General features: G+C 69.0%; 14 protein-coding genes. 10 read left to right on the forward strand and 4 right to left on the reverse strand.

Going from position 1 to position 15,658, the window contains the following annotated elements; genetic code table 11:
• The first annotated feature begins 8 nt into the window (after window positions 1-8).
• The 4 genes from BDO18943_RS20260 to BDO18943_RS20275 all read left to right on the forward strand — a co-directional run bounded on the left by BDO18943_RS20260 (window position 9) and on the right by BDO18943_RS20275 (window position 4,718).
• Window positions 9-737 (forward strand): maleate cis-trans isomerase family protein, encoded by a 729-nt coding sequence (locus tag BDO18943_RS20260; protein ID WP_043186387.1) that lies wholly within the window; start codon window positions 9-11, stop codon window positions 735-737.
• Between the two features lie 10 nt (window positions 738-747).
• Window positions 748-2,163: a dihydropyrimidinase gene (gene hydA / locus BDO18943_RS20265; RefSeq protein ID WP_175023755.1), complete on the forward strand. Its 1,416-nt coding sequence runs from the start codon at window positions 748-750 to the stop codon at window positions 2,161-2,163.
• Between the two features lie 78 nt (window positions 2,164-2,241).
• Window positions 2,242-3,438, forward strand: coding sequence for a serine hydrolase domain-containing protein (locus BDO18943_RS20270; protein WP_175023756.1), 1,197 nt, complete (start codon window positions 2,242-2,244; stop codon window positions 3,436-3,438).
• Window positions 3,439-3,515: 77 nt separating this feature from the next.
• Window positions 3,516-4,718 carry a serine hydrolase domain-containing protein gene (locus BDO18943_RS20275; RefSeq protein WP_235996123.1) on the forward strand — a complete coding sequence of 401 codons (1,203 nt, stop codon included), beginning with the start codon at window positions 3,516-3,518 and terminating at the stop codon, window positions 4,716-4,718.
• A gap of 196 nt (window positions 4,719-4,914) precedes the next feature.
• Here the strand turns inward: BDO18943_RS20275 and BDO18943_RS20280 are convergent, their stop codons facing one another.
• The 3 genes from BDO18943_RS20280 to BDO18943_RS20290 all read right to left on the reverse strand — a co-directional run bounded on the left by BDO18943_RS20280 (window position 4,915) and on the right by BDO18943_RS20290 (window position 7,872).
• Complete coding sequence (locus BDO18943_RS20280) at window positions 4,915-6,273, reverse strand: aspartate aminotransferase family protein (RefSeq protein WP_175023758.1); 1,359 nt, start codon at window positions 6,271-6,273, stop codon at window positions 4,915-4,917.
• A 296-nt stretch (window positions 6,274-6,569) separates the two neighbouring features.
• A complete protein-coding gene (locus BDO18943_RS20285; protein ID WP_175023759.1) occupies window positions 6,570-7,079 on the reverse strand; it encodes a GNAT family N-acetyltransferase in 510 nt (169 codons plus the stop codon).
• 157 nt (window positions 7,080-7,236) lie between these two features.
• The gene (locus BDO18943_RS20290; RefSeq protein WP_175023760.1) at window positions 7,237-7,872 is read right to left on the reverse strand and encodes a helix-turn-helix domain-containing protein; all 636 of its coding nucleotides are present in this window, start codon (window positions 7,870-7,872) and stop codon (window positions 7,237-7,239) included.
• A gap of 287 nt (window positions 7,873-8,159) precedes the next feature.
• Between BDO18943_RS20290 and BDO18943_RS20295 the strand changes: the two genes are divergently transcribed.
• The 3 genes from BDO18943_RS20295 to BDO18943_RS20305 all read left to right on the forward strand — a co-directional run bounded on the left by BDO18943_RS20295 (window position 8,160) and on the right by BDO18943_RS20305 (window position 11,293).
• Window positions 8,160-8,513 carry a RidA family protein gene (locus BDO18943_RS20295; RefSeq protein ID WP_089451827.1) on the forward strand — a complete coding sequence of 118 codons (354 nt, stop codon included), beginning with the start codon at window positions 8,160-8,162 and terminating at the stop codon, window positions 8,511-8,513.
• Window positions 8,514-8,544: 31 nt separating this feature from the next.
• A complete protein-coding gene (locus tag BDO18943_RS20300) occupies window positions 8,545-9,795 on the forward strand; it encodes an NAD(P)/FAD-dependent oxidoreductase (protein WP_175023761.1) in 1,251 nt (416 codons plus the stop codon).
• Window positions 9,796-9,901: 106 nt separating this feature from the next.
• The gene (locus BDO18943_RS20305; RefSeq protein ID WP_011353680.1) at window positions 9,902-11,293 is read left to right on the forward strand and encodes an amino acid permease; all 1,392 of its coding nucleotides are present in this window, start codon (window positions 9,902-9,904) and stop codon (window positions 11,291-11,293) included.
• Window positions 11,294-11,509: 216 nt separating this feature from the next.
• Here the strand turns inward: BDO18943_RS20305 and BDO18943_RS20310 are convergent, their stop codons facing one another.
• On the reverse strand, window positions 11,510-12,139 hold the full coding sequence (locus BDO18943_RS20310; RefSeq protein WP_175023762.1) for an outer membrane lipoprotein: 630 nt from the start codon (window positions 12,137-12,139) through the stop codon (window positions 11,510-11,512).
• 464 nt (window positions 12,140-12,603) lie between these two features.
• On the opposite strand from BDO18943_RS20310, the gene BDO18943_RS20315 reads away from it, so the two are divergent.
• From BDO18943_RS20315 to BDO18943_RS20325, 3 genes are all read left to right on the forward strand, one after another.
• A complete protein-coding gene (locus tag BDO18943_RS20315) occupies window positions 12,604-13,803 on the forward strand; it encodes an amidohydrolase family protein (RefSeq protein WP_175023763.1) in 1,200 nt (399 codons plus the stop codon).
• Between the two features lie 85 nt (window positions 13,804-13,888).
• Complete coding sequence (locus BDO18943_RS20320; protein ID WP_175023764.1) at window positions 13,889-15,073, forward strand: amidohydrolase family protein; 1,185 nt, start codon at window positions 13,889-13,891, stop codon at window positions 15,071-15,073.
• Between the two features lie 67 nt (window positions 15,074-15,140).
• A complete protein-coding gene (locus BDO18943_RS20325) occupies window positions 15,141-15,614 on the forward strand; it encodes a nuclear transport factor 2 family protein (protein ID WP_175023765.1) in 474 nt (157 codons plus the stop codon).
• Window positions 15,615-15,658: the final 44 nt, after the last annotated feature.

Genomic DNA, 15,658 nt, shown 5'->3' on the forward strand with positions numbered 1-15,658 from the left:
AACCCATCATGAAAAAACGTACGCTGCTCGGCATGCTCACGCCGTCTTCCAACACCTCGCTCGAACCGCTGACGAGCGCGATGGTCGCCGGCCTGCCGGGCGTGTCCGCGCACTTCGCGCGCTTCCCGGTCACCGAGATCTCGCTGACGGGCCAGGCGCTCGGCCAGTTTGACGACGACAAGATCATCCAGGCCGCGATGCTGCTCGCCGACGCGAAGGTCGACGTGATCGCGTGGAACGGCACGTCATCGGGCTGGCTCGGCTTCGAGGCCGACGAGCGGCTGTGCGAGCGCATCACCGCGGCGACCGGCATTCCGGCCACCACGTCGGTGCTCGCGCTCAACGAGATCCTGAAGAAGACGAACGCGCACGAGTTCGGCCTCGTCACGCCGTATCTCGACGACGTGCAGACGAAGATCGTCGACAACTACCGCCGCTCGGGCCTGAACTGCATCGCCGAGCGCCACCTGAACCTGAAGGTCAATTTCTCGTTCTCCGAAGTGGCGGGCGACACGATCGGCGACATGGTGCGCGAAGTCGCGAAGGCCGGCCCGCGCGCGATCTCGATCTTCTGCACGAACCTGAACGCCGCGCATCTCGTGCCGGCGCTCGAGGAGGAGACGGGCATCCCGATCTACGACACGATCTCGACCGTCGTGTGGAAGTCGCTGCAGCTCGCCGATTACGACACGCGGCAGGTGAAGGGCTGGGGGCGGCTCTTCAGCGACGTGATCTGAGGCGCGCGCCATGTCGAACGATCTCGATTTCGTGATCCGTCACGCGGATGTCGTGACGGCGGCGGACCGGTTCTCGTGCGACATCGGCATTCGCGCGGGGCGCGTGGCCATGCTCGGTCACGGGCTGCCGCGCGCGCCGCGCGAGCTCGATGCGAGCGGGATGCTCGTGATGCCGGGCGGCGTCGATGCGCACTGCCACCTCGATCAGCCGATGCCCGACGGGCTGCGGATGGCCGACGATTTCCTGTCCGGCACGCGCTCGGCGCTGTGCGGCGGCACGACCACCGTGATCCCGTTCGCCGCGCAGGCGAAGGGCCAGTCGCTGCAGGCGGCCGTTGACGACTATCACCGGCGTGCGGAAGGGCGCGCGCTGGTCGACTACGGCTTCCACCTGATCGTCGCCGATCCGACGCCGCACGTGCTGGCGGAAGAGCTGCCGCGGCTGATCGCGAACGGCTATACGTCGTTCAAGGTGTACATGACCTACGACGATCTGAAGCTGAACGACCGGCAGATGCTCGACGTGCTGTCGGTCGCGCGCGAGCACGGCGCGCTGGTGATGGTGCATGCGGAGAATTCCGACTGCATCGGCTGGCTGACCGAACGGCTGCTCGGCGACGGCCACGTCGCGCCGCATTTCCATGCGCACGCACGGCCGGCCGTGGTCGAGCGCGAGGCAACCCATCGCGCGATCGCGTTCGCGGAACTCGTCGACGTGCCGATCCTGATCGTGCACGTGTCGGGCGCCGAGGCGATCGAGCAGATCCGCTGGGGGCAGTCGCGCGGGCTGCCGATCCTCGCCGAAACCTGTCCGCAATACCTGTATCTGACCGCCGCCGATCTCGGTCACGATGGCCGCGACGGCTACGAAGGCGCGAAGTGCGTGTGCAGCCCGCCGCCGCGCGATCCGGCGAACCAGCAGGCCGTGTGGAAGGCGCTGAAGCAGGGCGTGTTCTCGGTGTTCTCGTCCGATCACGCGCCGTTCAACTACGACGATCCGTGCGGCAAGCATCCGGGCGGGCATCCGGTGTCGTTCGACCACATCCCGAACGGCATCCCGGGGCTCGAGACGCGGCTGCCGCTGCTGTTCAACGGCGTGCGCGAAGGGCGGCTGTCGCTGCACGAGTTCGTCGAGCTGACGTCGCTGCGGCCCGCGAAGCTGTACGGGCTGTATCCGCGCAAGGGGACAATCGCGATCGGCGCCGACGCGGATATCGTCGTGTGGGATCCGGACAAGCGTGTGCGGATCGCGAATGCGTCGCTGCATCACGCGGTCGACTACACACCGTACGAAGGGATCGAGGTGACGGGCTGGCCGCGTCATTGCCTGTCGCGCGGCGAGCTGCTCGTCGAGGACGGCCGGCTGCTCGCGGCCGAGCCGGGGCGCGGACGCTTCCTGCCAGCCGGCAAGCCGTGCCTGGATTGATGTTCGATGCGACGGAACGAGGAGCGCCCGCGCGACGCGCGGGCGTCATCCGTATCAAACGATTTTGAAGGAGCGGACATGAGCGTTACCCACGCAATGCGGCGCCTCGTGGCGGCGACCGTCGTCGCCGGTTCGTGCGGCGGCCCGGCGCTGGCCGCCGGCGATGCGGCGCAGGACATGCCGAGCGTCGTGCCCGAATCGGTCGGCGTCGATTCGGCGCCGCTCGTGCGGTTGTCCGAATGGCTGCGCCGCGACCGGATGGACGTGCGCAGCCTCGTCGTCGTGAAGGACGGCAGGATCGTGTTCGAGCGTTACGGCGATGGCCTCACGCGCGACAACAACTACGAGCTGTATTCGGTGACGAAGACGGTCACCGCGCTGCTCGCCGGCATCCTCGACGGCGAGGGCAAGCTCGGCCCGGCGACGAAGGTCGCGCCGTTGATCGCAGCCGCGCGGCCCGATCTCGCGGCTGAACTCGCGGACAAGCAGGACATCGAGCTGCGGCACCTGATGGCGATGTCGAGCGGGCTGCGCTACACGACGCGCGAGGGCACCGATCCGCTGTACTACGACGCGCCGGACCGGTTGCGCGTCGCGGTGACGAGCCGCGCGGCGCAGCCGCCCGGCAAGCAGTTCGACTATATCGACGTGAATCCCGTGCTGGTCGGCACGGCCGTGTCGATCGCCGCGCGCGAGCGCGAGGACGAATTCGTGCGCAAGCGGCTGTTCGAGCCGCTCGGCTTCGCGCACTACCGCTGGAGCGGCGCCGACGGCACGGGCGCGGTGGCCGGCGGCTGGGGCTTGCGGCTGCGTGCCGTCGACATGGCGAAGATCGGCATGCTGCTGCTCGATCAGGGCCGCTGGAACGGCCGGCAGGTCGTGCCGGCCGATTGGGTCCGGCAGATGACCACGCCGTCGCCGGCTGCGGCGGATTACGGTTACTACTGCTGGATTCGCCACGTGGTCGAGCACGGCACGCCCGAGTTCGGCGCGATGGGCTTCAAGGGGCAGTTCATCACGGTGCTGCCCGCGCAGCGCGCGGTCGTCGTGATGACGAGCCTGCTGCCGACCGACGGCGGGCTGCGCGATGCGACCTATCTGAACCTGTATCGCAAGATGGTCGGCGACTACATCCTGCCCGCGCTGACACCGGCGCAGCCGCCGGTCGAGCGTGCGGAAACCACGCAGGCGCTGCGCGACGAACTCGCGCGCAGCCGGCAGACGAAGGGCGTGCCCGGTACCGCCGCCGCGTTCAACGACGCACCGGAGATTTGATGAGGATGACGAAAATGATGGCCGGCTCGGCTGCGTGGCCCGACGTGCGGCGACCCGCCTCGCGCGCCGTGCCTTTCATGCGACGACTGCTCGCGCGGGTTGCGGCGCTGCTGATCGGCGGCGGTGCGTTCGCGCCCGCGCTTTCTGCCGCACAGGCGGCCGATGCGTTGTCGCCGCTGCATGAAACAGGCATCGCCGCCGCCGCGCCGGAGGAGGTCGGCGTCGATTCGCGGCGGCTCGTCGATCTGTCGCGCTGGATCCGCGAGCAGAAGCTCGACGTGTACAGCCTGCTGATCGTGAAGGACGGCAAGCTGATCTTCGAGCGCTACGGCGCGAATGCGTCGCGCGACGCGACCTACGAGCTGTACTCGGTCACGAAGGCCGTGACGTCGCTCGTCGCGGGCATCCTCGTCGATCAGCGCGCGGTGCATCTCGACGATCCGGTAGCCGCGCGGCTTGCCGCGTGGCGTCCCGACCTCGGCGGCGCGCTCGCGGACAAGCGCGATATCCAGCTGAAGCATGTGCTGTCGATGTCGAGTGGATTGCACTACGACTTCAGCCCGAAGGACGATCCGATCTACTACACCGCGCCGGACCGGCTGAAGCTCGCCGCGTCGGCGCAGCCGAAGGTCGCGCCGGGCACCGAGTTCGAGTACACCGACGTCAATCCGATCCTGGCGTCTGCGATGTTGAGCGCGGCCGCGGGGGAGCCGGTCGAGCGCGTGGCGCAGGCGCGGCTGTTCGGCCCGCTGGGCATGAAGCACGCGGCGTGGGAGCGCGCGGACCGCACGGGGCTCGTGTCGGCCGGCTGGGGGCTGCGGCTGCGCGCGATCGACATGGCGAAGATCGGCATGCTCGTGCTGGACGGCGGCCGCTGGCAGGGGCAGCAAGTCGTGCCGCGCGCATGGATTGAGCAGATGACGTCGCCGGCCGTGTCGCCGCATTTCGGCTACTACTGGTGGATCAACAACATCGTCGACAGCGAGCCCGAGTTCGACGCGATGGGCTTCAAGGGACAGTTCATCACGGTGCTGCCCAAGCGCGATACGGTCATCGTGATGACGGGCGTGCTGCCGGTGGACGGCGGCCTGCGCGATGCGGAGAACGTGAAGCTGTTCCGCCGGATGGTGAACGGCTATATCCTGCCGGCGCTCGACGGCGGCGCGGCGGGGCCGGCTACCGTCGAAACGCGCGCGGTGCTGCACGACGAACTGGCGCTGAGCGCGCGAACCGAAGGCGTGCCGGGCACGCAGGTCGATCCGACCGATCTGCCGAAGTAGGCTGGATGGCGGTGCGCCCGCGCGGGCTTCCATCGAAGCGCGCATGGTGCTGCACGGCGAACTCGCGCTGAGCGCGCGCGCCGAAGGCGTGCCGGGTACGGAGGTCGATCCGACGGAACTGCCAAAGCAGGCGGGAGGTGGTGCTTTGCGGCGAATGCGCCCGGCCCGCGCGATCGCGAGCCGGGCGCGCGCGGCGTCAGACCAGTTCGCCCAGGCACGCGTCGAACTGCGCGACGAGGCGATCGACGTCGTCGGCCGTCGTCTGCGGGCACACGAGCATCATGTTGTGGAACGGCGTGATCAGCACGCCACGATTCAGCAGGTACAGGTGCACGATGTGCTCGAGTTCGCTGTCGAGCTGCGCGCCTGCGATCGTGCCGTTGCGCGGCGGCGTGGGCGCGAACTGGAACTCGGTGCGCGCGCCGATGCGCGTCACGCACCACGGCAACCCGCGTTTCGCGATCGCCTGTTCGAGCCCGCCGGCGAGCCGCGCGGCGAGTTCGAACATGTGAGCGTAGGCCGCGTCGGTCGCGACTTCGGCCAACGTCGCGCGCATTGCATGCATCGCGAGCATGTTCGCGGTGAGCGTCGTGCCGATTCCCGAATGGCCGGGCGGCGCGTTCAGCTTCGCCTGCTTCGCGCGTTCCGCGAATTCGGCGCTGAATCCGTACACCGCGCACGGCACGCCGCCCGCGATCGGTTTGCCGACCACCAGCATGTCCGGCTCGAGATCGTGCGCGACGGCGTAGCCGCCCGGGCCGCTGCTGATCGTATGCGTTTCGTCGATCACGAGCAGCGTGCCGTAGCGGCGCGTCAGTTCGCGCGCCGCCTCCCAGAAGCCCGGATCGGGCAGCACCATCCCGATGTTCGTCATCGCCGGTTCCGCGAGCACGCAGGCGACATCGCCGCCTTTCAGCGCCGCTTCGAGCGCGGCGAGGTCGTTGAATTCGACGACGCGGGTGTTCGCGAGCAGGTCGTAGGACTGTCCAAGCAGGCTGTCGCGCTGCACCGGGCGGCCGTCGACGAGATCGACGAATACGTCGTCGACCGTGCCGTGATAGCAGCCGTTGAACACGACGATCGTGTTGCGGCCGGTGGCCGCGCGCGCCCAGCGCAGCACGAAGCGGTTCGCGTCGCTCGCGCTCAGCGCGAACTGCCAGACCGGCAGCCGGAAGCGGCGCGCAAGTTCGCGCGACACCCACGCGGCATCCTCGCTCGGCAGCATCGTCGTGTAGCCGCGCGTGGCCTGCTCGATGAGTGCCCGCGCGACGGGTTCAGGCGCATGGCCGAACATCGCACCGGTGTCGCCGAGGCAGAAGTCGGCGTAGCGGTGGCCGTCGACGTCGGTGAACGTCGCGCCGCGCGCTTCCTTCACGTACAGCGAGAACGGCGTCGACCAGTCCTGCATCCAGTGCAACGGCACGCCGAACAGCAAGTGCTCGGATGCTTCCGCGGACAGTGCGCGGGATTGAGGCATCGCTTCGCTGAATGCGCGGCGCTCGCGATCGAACAGCGCGCGGGCGCGGATGAGGTCGACTCCGTGGCGGGAAGGCAAAGGCAGCTCCTGGGCTGTGAAGGTACGGAAACGATAGCGCGGGCGCAGGGGGGATGAACAGGGGCGGAATTACGGAGGCGGGTTGGTGTGGGTGCGGCAACGTGGGACGGGGCTGACGCGCAGATATTTTTTCTAAAAGTTTTTGCGCATAAACCGGCGAGGGTCGGCCCGGCCTGTTTTATTGCATGAAAAGTCGGTGGGCGCTCACATCTTTGACATCGGATCCGGTGCGGACGAAGCGGGCACAAGGACGCGTCTGGCTGCGTCTCACGATGCCCGTTCGCCGCTGGTTCGCGTCACCCGAGCGTCTTGACCATGTGGTGCTCGTCGTAAAAGCGGCCATCGAAGAACATCGAGCGCGGCTCCGTACCGAACCGGACGAACCCTTGCGACGCATACAGCCGCTCCGCGGTGGCGTTGACCTCGTTCACGCACAGCATCAGCTGCTTGCACTGCCACGCCTGCGCCGCATGCGCGGTCGCGCTTTCGAGCAGCGTTTGCGCGATGCCTTGCCCGCGATACGCGGGATCGACGAACACGCCCCAGATCGTCGCCTTGTGCGCGATCTTCACGCGCGCATCGCGGCGCACGCCGGTGATGCCGACGAGCATATCGCCGTCGAACGCGCCGAACACGGCGCGTTCATGGGTCGGGGTGATACGCGTCGCGAATTCGTCGACGGGCACCTGCGATTCTTCGTCGAGCGTCGGCAGGAAAGAGGTGGGCGCGGTGTCGACTGCACGCAGGCGAACGGTCTGGAAACGGGCGGCGTCGGCCGCGTCGAGCAGGCGGGTTGTGATCGTCATCGGGGCGTTCCGGTTGAGGGTCGTGCATGCCGGCGCGGGCCGCTGCGGCCGCGGGATGCATCGTCCTTATCGTAATGGGAATCCGGATGCCGCGTCGCGGCGTTCGACGCATGGGGCATCCCGATCGCATCGGGTGCCGGGCGCCGCGCGGCAGTCTTCAGATCGCGTCGCGCGGCCGCGTTGCATCGCCGTCCACGCAGCACGCGAGCACCTCGGCATCGGTGTCGCCGAGGCTCAGGTACACGTGCCCGACCGCGCTGTCGAAATACAGGCTGTCGCCGGCGCTCAGCCGGTACGCATGGCCGTTCTCGAAGCGCAGCTCCAGCTCGCCGCTCAGCACGAACACGAATTCCTCGCCGCTGTGCCGGATGTAGTCGGCGAAGTCCGACAGCTTGCGCGCATGGATCCGCCCGCGCACGGGCACCATTCGCTTGCCGGTCAGGTCGTTCGCGAGCATCCCGTACGCATAGTTCGGCGTGTCGTAGACCATCTGCTGGCCGGCCGGCGTGAACGACGGCGTCATCGCGCCGGCGGCCGCGGGGCGGCCGAACATCGTGTCGAAGTCGAGCGCGAGCGCATGCGTGAGCGCCGCGAACTTGTCGTAGGTGAGCGCGATGTCGCCGCGTTCGGCCTTCGAAATCGTCGACACCGCGATACCGGAGCGCTCGGACAGTTGAGCAAGCGTCAGGCCGCGCGACTTGCGCGCGTCGCGCAGCCGCGCGCCGACCGTCTGGTGGTCGAGCTGCGGCGCGGCGTCGGTGGGCGGCGGAACGGGAACGGTGGATTTGGGCATGCGGATACAGGGCGCGACGCGCGCGGCGTGAATACGGGTTTTGTCGTATACGAGAATAAATTTTCTCGTATATGATAATTTTCGTCGAAATCGCCGATGGTGGGCGTGACGGCCACTCTAGCATCGGACGACGCGAAACTCGCGGGGCCGGTGCGGCCGGCGTGAACGACACGTGTGCGAATCGGCGCAGCTCGTCCGTGCGGCGGCTGCCCGATCCGGCGCACGGCAGCGGTCTTTCCCAGTCATTTCTCCGGCCGCTCGCGGCCGGGCCCGCGAAGGTGCAATCCATGTCCACTGAAATCAAACGTTTGCAGACCGGCGCACGCATGAGCCAGGTCGTGATCGCGAACGGCTTCGTCCACCTGGCCGGCCAGGTGCCCGATACGGCCGGCGCGCCGATCGCCGTGCAGGCGACCGAAATCCTCACGCGCATCGACGCGCTGCTCGCATCGGCCGGCGTCGACAAGACGCGCGTGCTGACGGCCAACGTGTGGCTCAGCGACGCCGCGCACTTCGACGCGTTCAATGCGGTGTGGGACGCATGGGTGCCGGCCGGCCACGCGCCGACCCGCGCGTGCGTGCAGGCGTTGCTGATGAAGCCCGGTCTCGACGTCGAGATCGCCGTGACCGCGCTCGCCTGACGCCCGCGCCGCCCGCCCCGAGGAGTTCCCGATGACATTCGACACGCTCGTCCTGGGCGGCGGCATGATCGGCGTATCCGTCGCCGTTCATCTGCAACAGCGCGGCCTGTCGGTCGCGCTCGTCGACCGCAAGGCGCCCGGCAACGAGACGTCGCTCGGCAATGCCGGGCTGATCCAGCGCGAAGGCGTGTACCCGTATGCGTTTCCGCGCGGCTTCGGCACGCTGCTGAAATACGCGTGCAACCGCTCGCCCGACGTCCGCTATCACGTCGGCGCGCTGCCGAAGCTGATCCCGTTCCTGTACCGCTACTGGCGCAATTCGCATCCGGCGCGCCATGCCGAGATCGCGCGCGCCTATGCGCCGCTGATCGAACACTGCGTGACCGAGCATCGCGCGATGATCGACGCGGCCGGCGCCGGCGCGCTGCTGCGCGAAGGCGGCTGGCTGAAGGTGTTTCGCACGGCCGCGACGCGCGATGCCGAAACGCGCGACGCCGAGCGCTGGCGCGCCGAATACGGCGTGACCTTCGACGCGCTCGATGCGGCCGCGCTGCGCGACGCGGAGCCGAACCTGAGCCGTGCGCTGGTCGGCGCGCTGCGCTATACGGGCTCCGATTCGATCAGCGATCCGAATGCGCTCGTGACCGCCTATGCGCGTCACTTCGAGCAGCTCGGCGGCCGCATCCTGACCGGCGACGCACTGACGCTGTCGGCCGCGAACGGCTGGCGCGTCGACACCGCGCAAGGCCCGGTCGACGCGCGCGCGGCGGTCGTCGCGCTCGGGCCCTGGTCGGACCTGCTGTGCGAGCGGCTCGGCTACACGCTGCCGCTCGCGGTCAAGCGCGGCTATCACATGCACTACGCCGCGCAGCCGGGCGCGCGGCTGAACCGGCCCGTGCTCGATGCCGACAGCGGCTTCCTGATCACGCCGATGACGCGCGGCATCCGCCTGACGACCGGCGTCGAGCTCGGCTATCGCGATACGCCGCCGACGCCGACCCAGCTCGCCGCCGTCGAACCGGTCGCGCGCGAGCTGTTTCCGCTCGGCGCGCGCGTCGACGGCGCACCGTGGCTCGGCCGCCGGCCGTGCACGCCCGACATGCTGCCCGTGATCGGCGCGGCGCCGCGCCACCGCGATCTGTGGTTCGCGTTCGGGCATGCGCATCACGGCTTCACGCTCGGCCCCGTGACCGGCCGGCTGGTCGCCGACCTGATGACCGGCACGCAGCCGTTCGTCGACCCGGCGCCGTTTCGCGTCGAACGCTTTCTGCACGGCCGCTGAACCGGCGACCGTGCGCTGCAGCAGGGCGGCCGGCGCACGACGCCGATCGCTCCGTCCAGCGGCTGGCCGATCCGGCTTGCCGCGACGATCAACGACTGGAGACAACATGCAACAGCACACGATGCGGCGCGAACTCGGCGCGCGCCAGATTTCGTTCATGGCCCTCGGCATGGCCATCGGCGTCGGCCTGTTCCTCGGCTCGGCGTCTGCGATCAAGGCGGCCGGGCCCGGCGCGCTCGTCGCCTACCTGATCGGCGGCGCGATGATCTTCCTGATCATGCGCGCGCTCGGCGAGATGGCCGTACACCGGCCGGTGTCCGGCTCGTTCGGTGCGTATGCGTTCGAATACGTCGGGCCGTTCGCCGGCTACGTGGTCGGCTGGAGCTACTGGCTGCTGATGGTCGGCGTCGGCGTCGCGGAGACGACCGCCATCGGCATCTACATGGGCTTCTGGTTTCCGGACGTGCCGCAGTGGCTGTGGGTCGTGTCGGCGATCGCCGCGATCTCGGCATTCAACCTGCTCAACGTGAAGGTGTACGGCGAGCTGGAGTTCTGGTTCGCGATCGTGAAGGTCGTGACGATCGTGCTGATGATCGCGGGCGGCGCGCTGATCGTGTTCACGGGGATCGGCCACGGTGGCGTGCCCGTCGGCCTGTCGAATCTGTGGCGTCACGGCGGCGTGTTCCCGCACGGCGTGCTCGGGGTCGTGAGCGCGCTGCCGATCGTCGCGTATTCGTTCGCGGGCGTCGAGATGATCGGCCTCACGGCCGGCGAGGCGCGCGAGCCGCAGAAGATGATCCCGCGCGCGATCAACTCGGTGCTGTGGCGCATCCTGATCTTCTACGTCGGCGCGCTGTTCATCATCATGGCGCTGTATCCGTGGCACGAGCTCGGCGAGCATGGCAGCCCGTTCGTGACGACGTTCGAATCGCTCGGGCTGCGGCAGGCGGCCGGCATCGTCAACTTCGTGGTCGTGACGGCTGCGCTGTCGAGCTTCAACTGCATCGTGTTCAGCGGCGCGCGGATGCTGTCGAGCATGGCCGGCAACGGCCTCGCGCCCGCGTCGTTCGCGGCGCTGAGCGCGAGCGGGTCGCCGTCGCGCGCGGTGCGGGCGACCGTGCTGTTCATGTCGGTCGGCGTGGTGCTGAACTACGTGATTCCGGCGCGCGTGTTCGGCTGGCTGATGTCGTTCCTGTCGTTCGACGTGGCCGTGATCTGGGCGATGATCGTGCTGACGCACATGCGGTTCCGGCGCGCGCTGGCCGCACGCGGCGAGACGGTGGCGTTCCGCATGCCGTATGCGTCGGTCACGTCGTGGATCTGTCTCGTGTTCGTCGCGTTCGTGTTCGTGATGCTCGGCGTCGATCCGACCACACGTGGGTCGCTGTATGCCGGCGCGGCGGTGATGGCGCTGATGGCGATCATCTACCGGCGTTCACGGCACCTGCAGGCGGCTGCACGGTCGACGCGTGTCGGGCTTGGCGTCGAGCGCGTGTGACGGCCAGGTGTGTTGGTGTGGGGGGAGCGGTCGTGCGACGGGGGCGCGCTGAAGGCGGGGGCGAGGTGTCGTGGCCGTACCGGCGGCGCGTCATGCGCGCCGCGCCACCACGAACGATAAGGATGGCGTGAAGCAGGCGCGCGGTCGCGCCGGACCCGCGCCCGGCGTCAACCGCGCAACGATGCGCCCGATCAGGTCAGGCGCTCCGGATCGGAATCAATACCGGGCGAGCTGATTGCCGTTGATCTGCACGCGATCGCCCGGCCGCAGGTTGCCCGGCGACTGCACGTCGAACGAGCGCATCGTGCCGTCGCTGACCTGCACGTCGATCCGGTAGCTGCTCGGGCCTTGCGCGGCACCCATTTGCTGGCCGATCTGGTTGCCGGCCACCGCACCGCCGAGCGCACCGATCACGGTCGCCGCATCGCGGCCGTGGCCGCGGCCGAACTGGTTGCCCACCAGGCCGCCGACCAGCGCACCGACGACGGTGCCGGCAACGCCCGACGGGCCGACCGAACCGTTGACCGGCTGGATGTTCGAGACCGTGCCGTACTGCGTGCCGTAGCCGTTGCCGTACTGCTGCTGATTGCCGTACTGGTCATACGGCTGCGACCCGTATTGCTGCTGGTTGCCGTACTGATCGTACGGCTGCGGCGCCTGGTTCGGATACGGCTGTTGCTGCTGCACGTAGCCCGGCTGCGAATACGCGGGCGTCGCGTATTGCTGCTGCGGATACCCCGGCTGCGCGCCGTAGTAACCGGGCGCGACGCAGGCGGTCAGCGGAAGCGCCGCGACGGCGACGAGCGAGGCGAACAGAACGGTCTTCGTGGAAGGCATGCGCATCATGATGTTTCCTGCATCGGCAACGGGTTCGCCGACGAATTCCGGGACGGGTGGCGAACTCGGCGTGAGTATAAGGAATGGCCGGAGGCGCGTCCGGTGCGGCCGGGTAACAACGTGTAAAGTCTGTTGCCGCGTAAATCGCCGCCCGGGCGGCGCGCTGAAACGACGGCCGGCGAGGGTGCGAGACGGCCTCCGGACACCCGCTTTCCGGTGATGCCGACACTGCGCGGCCAGCGGTTTTTGGGTCGCTTTCACCGCGATCCCGCCCCATCGCCGTGCCGGGGCCGGCGGCCGCGCGCGCCGCGCATCGCGAAATCGAATGCGCGGCATCGCGACATTTAATTGGCCTCGGGCGGTGGCGTCCGATATCGTGGCCGGATTCCCTGCCAACGGTCGCGCCGTGCCGGCTGCGGTGCCTTCCCCTGTCCGCGCCGGCGTCGCGCCGCGACCGCCCCACATTCCGAGCCATGACCGAACGTCTCTTCATCAACGCCGTCGACACCGGCGGCCAGCCCATCAACCTCGTCGTCCGTGACGGCCGCTTTACCGCGATCGGCGCCGATTGCACCGCCGCGCCCGGCGCGGAAACGATCGACCTCGATGGCCGCGTCGTGCTGCCCGGCTTCGTCGACGGCCACATCCACCTCGACAAGAGCTTCGTCGGCGATCGCTGGGTGCCGCACGAATCCGTCGGCTCGCTGCGCGAGCGGCTCGCGGTCGAAAAGCGCCAGCTCGCGGCGGCGCCGCCGATCGTCGAGCGTGCGAATGCGCTGATCGCGCAGGCCGCCGCATTCGGCACGGTCGCGATGCGCAGCCACGTCGACGTCGATGCGACGACGGGCCTGTCGAACCTGCAGGCCGTGATGGCCGCGCGCGAGCAATGGCGCGGGATCGTCGATATCGAACTCGTCGCGTTTCCGCAGGCCGGCGTCGTCACGTGCCCGGGCACCGCCGAGATCCTCGACGCAGCCGTGCGCGAAGGCGCGGACGTGGTCGGCGGGATCGACCCGACGACGCTCGATGGCGATGCGGACGGCCAGCTCGACATCGTGTTCGGCATCGCGGAGAAGCGCGGCGCGAAGATCGACATCCACCTGCACGAGCCGGGCGAAACGGGTATCGCGCAGCTGCTGCGGATCGCGGCGCGCACGCGCGCGGCGGGGCTCCGCGGCCGCGTGAACGTGAGCCACGCGTATGCGCTTGGCCAGGTGAGCGATGACGACGTGCAGCGCACCGCGACGGCGCTGGCCGAAGCCGGCGTGTCGATCCTGACGAACGCGCCGGGCGATTGCGCGTTTCCGCCGGTGCAGGCGCTGCGCGATGCAGGCGTGCACGTGTTCGCAGGCAACGACAACATCCGTGACGCATGGTGGCCGTACGGCAACGGCGACATGCTGCAGCGCGCGATGATGGTCGGCTATCGGTCGGGCTTCTACACCGACGCAGCGCTCGGCATCGCGCTCGACATGGCGACGCACGCCGGCGCGCGCGTGATCGGCAAGGATAACTATGGAATCGCGGTCGGCTGCGATGCGACGTTCGTCGCGGTGCGTGCGCCGAACGCGGCGGCGGCCGTCGCGGGCGTGCCGGCCGAGCGCTGGGTGTTCCGCCGTGGCGAAAGCGACACGGGCGCACCGTTCGCCCCCGCGCTGCGCTTCACGCGCTGACCGACCTGAGCGGCGGCACGGCCCGCGCCGTGCCCCGTTCGCATTGACTGCACTGATTGCACTGACCGACCACACCGGAACCGACATGACGAACCTGCTGATCCGCAACGTCCGCCCGAGCGCCGACGCCGCGCTCGACATCCTGATCGAAGGCGACCGCATCGCGCGTATCGGCCCGTCGCTCGACGCGCCTGCCGGCTGCGCGATCGAGGACGGCGCGGGCGCGCTTGCGCTGCCGGGCCTCGTCGAAGGCCACACGCACCTCGACAAGACGCACTGGGGGATGCCGTGGTACCGCAACCAGGTCGGGCCGCGTCTCGTCGATCGGATCGAGAACGAACGCCACTATCGCGCGACGAGCGGCCATGACGCGGGCGTCGCGTCGCTCGCGCTGGCGCGCGCGTTTCTCGCGGCCGGCACGACGCGCATCCGTACCCACGTCGATATCGATACCGAAGCCGGGTTGCGGCATCTGCACGGTGTGCTTGCGACGCGCGAGACGCTGCGCGGGCAGGTCGAGATCCAGATCGTCGCGTTTCCGCAATCCGGCGTGCTCAAGCGGCCGGGCACCGATGCGCTGCTGTCCGAAGCCCTTGCCGCCGGTGCTGATCTGCTCGGCGGGCTCGACCCGTGCGCGATCGAGGGCGATCCGGTCGAGGCGGTGGACGTGCTGTTCGCGATCGCAGAACGCCACGGCCGCGGGCTCGACCTCCATCTGCATGAGCGCGGATCGATGGGCGCGTACTCGCTCGACCTGATCCTGCAGCGCACGGCCGCGCACGGCATGCAGGGCAAGGTGACGATCAGCCACGGGTTCTGTCTCGGCGATATCGCCGAACGCGAGCGCGATGCGCTGCTGGCGCGGATGGCCGAGCTCGGCGTCGGGCTCATCACGACCGCGCCCGCGGCGGTGCCCGTGCCGCCGGTGGCCGCGTGCCGCGCGGCGGGCGTGACGGTCATCGGCGGCAACGACGGCGTGCGCGATACGTGGACGCCGTACGGGTCGCCCGACATGCTCGAACGCGCGATGCTGATCGGCATGCGCAACGATTTCCGCCGCGACGATGCGCTCGAAGTCGCGCTCGACTGCGTGACGCACAGCGCGGCGCGCGGTTGCGGCTTCGACGGTTACGGGCTGCAGCCGGGCAGCCGCGCGGACGTCGTGCTGGTCAACGCGCTGACGTTCGCCGAGGCCGTCGTCGCGCGGCCGGTGCGTCGGCTCGTCGTGTCGTCAGGGAAGATCGTTGCGCGCAACGGCGCGCTGGTCTGAGTGACGCCTCGGCGCGGCGTCGCCCCGGTATGATCCGGTTTTTAGCCGGATCTCCCGGGAGACGACGATGAGACGCACGACAGCGGCACGGGCCGCACGATGGATGGCGGCGGCCCTGTTCGCCGTGACGGCCGCGCATGCGGCGGCGGCCGGCCCGACCGACGCGCAGCAGGAAGCCAACCGGCGGACGGTGCTCGCGTTCTACGAAAAAGGCCTGAACGAGAAAGATGCGGACGCCGCGCTCGCGTACGTCGGCGATCGGTACGTGCAGCACAACCCGAACGCGGCTGACGGCCGCGACGGTTTCCGCAAGTTCGTCGCATTCCTGCGCGACAAATATCCGCAGTCGCACAGCGAGATCAAGCGCTCGTTCGTCGATGGCGACTACGTGATCCTGCACGTGCACGCGGTGCGCGAACCGGGCACGCGCGGCAGCGCGATCATGGACATCTTCCGGCTCGAGAACGGCAAGATCGTCGAGCACTGGGACGTCAATCAACCCGTACCCGAGCAGGCCGCGAACGGGAACACGATGTTCTGACGGGCCCGGGCGTGTCGACGCGCCCCGGGATCTCATTGCATAGG

The sequence above is a fragment of the Burkholderia aenigmatica genome (assembly GCF_902499175.1).
Classification (GTDB): domain Bacteria; phylum Pseudomonadota; class Gammaproteobacteria; order Burkholderiales; family Burkholderiaceae; genus Burkholderia; species Burkholderia aenigmatica.

Bases quoted from the DNA above. Each gene is read 5' to 3' on its own strand.
- BDO18943_RS20310 (WP_175023762.1), bottom strand. From the start codon at position 12,139: ATGATGCGCATGCCTTCCACGAAGACCGTTCTGTTCGCCTCGCTCGTC.
- BDO18943_RS20295 (WP_089451827.1), top strand. From the start codon at position 8,160: ATGTCCACTGAAATCAAACGTTTGCAGACCGGCGCACGCATGAGCCAG.
- BDO18943_RS20305 (WP_011353680.1), top strand. From the start codon at position 9,902: ATGCAACAGCACACGATGCGGCGCGAACTCGGCGCGCGCCAGATTTCG.
- BDO18943_RS20260 (WP_043186387.1), top strand. From the start codon at position 9: ATGAAAAAACGTACGCTGCTCGGCATGCTCACGCCGTCTTCCAACACC.
- BDO18943_RS20275 (WP_235996123.1), top strand. From the start codon at position 3,516: ATGCGACGACTGCTCGCGCGGGTTGCGGCGCTGCTGATCGGCGGCGGT.
- BDO18943_RS20300 (WP_175023761.1), top strand. From the start codon at position 8,545: ATGACATTCGACACGCTCGTCCTGGGCGGCGGCATGATCGGCGTATCC.
- BDO18943_RS20290 (WP_175023760.1), bottom strand. From the start codon at position 7,872: ATGCCCAAATCCACCGTTCCCGTTCCGCCGCCCACCGACGCCGCGCCG.
- BDO18943_RS20285 (WP_175023759.1), bottom strand. From the start codon at position 7,079: ATGACGATCACAACCCGCCTGCTCGACGCGGCCGACGCCGCCCGTTTC.
- BDO18943_RS20270 (WP_175023756.1), top strand. From the start codon at position 2,242: ATGAGCGTTACCCACGCAATGCGGCGCCTCGTGGCGGCGACCGTCGTC.
- hydA (WP_175023755.1), top strand. From the start codon at position 748: ATGTCGAACGATCTCGATTTCGTGATCCGTCACGCGGATGTCGTGACG.
- BDO18943_RS20325 (WP_175023765.1), top strand. From the start codon at position 15,141: ATGAGACGCACGACAGCGGCACGGGCCGCACGATGGATGGCGGCGGCC.
- BDO18943_RS20320 (WP_175023764.1), top strand. From the start codon at position 13,889: ATGACGAACCTGCTGATCCGCAACGTCCGCCCGAGCGCCGACGCCGCG.
- BDO18943_RS20315 (WP_175023763.1), top strand. From the start codon at position 12,604: ATGACCGAACGTCTCTTCATCAACGCCGTCGACACCGGCGGCCAGCCC.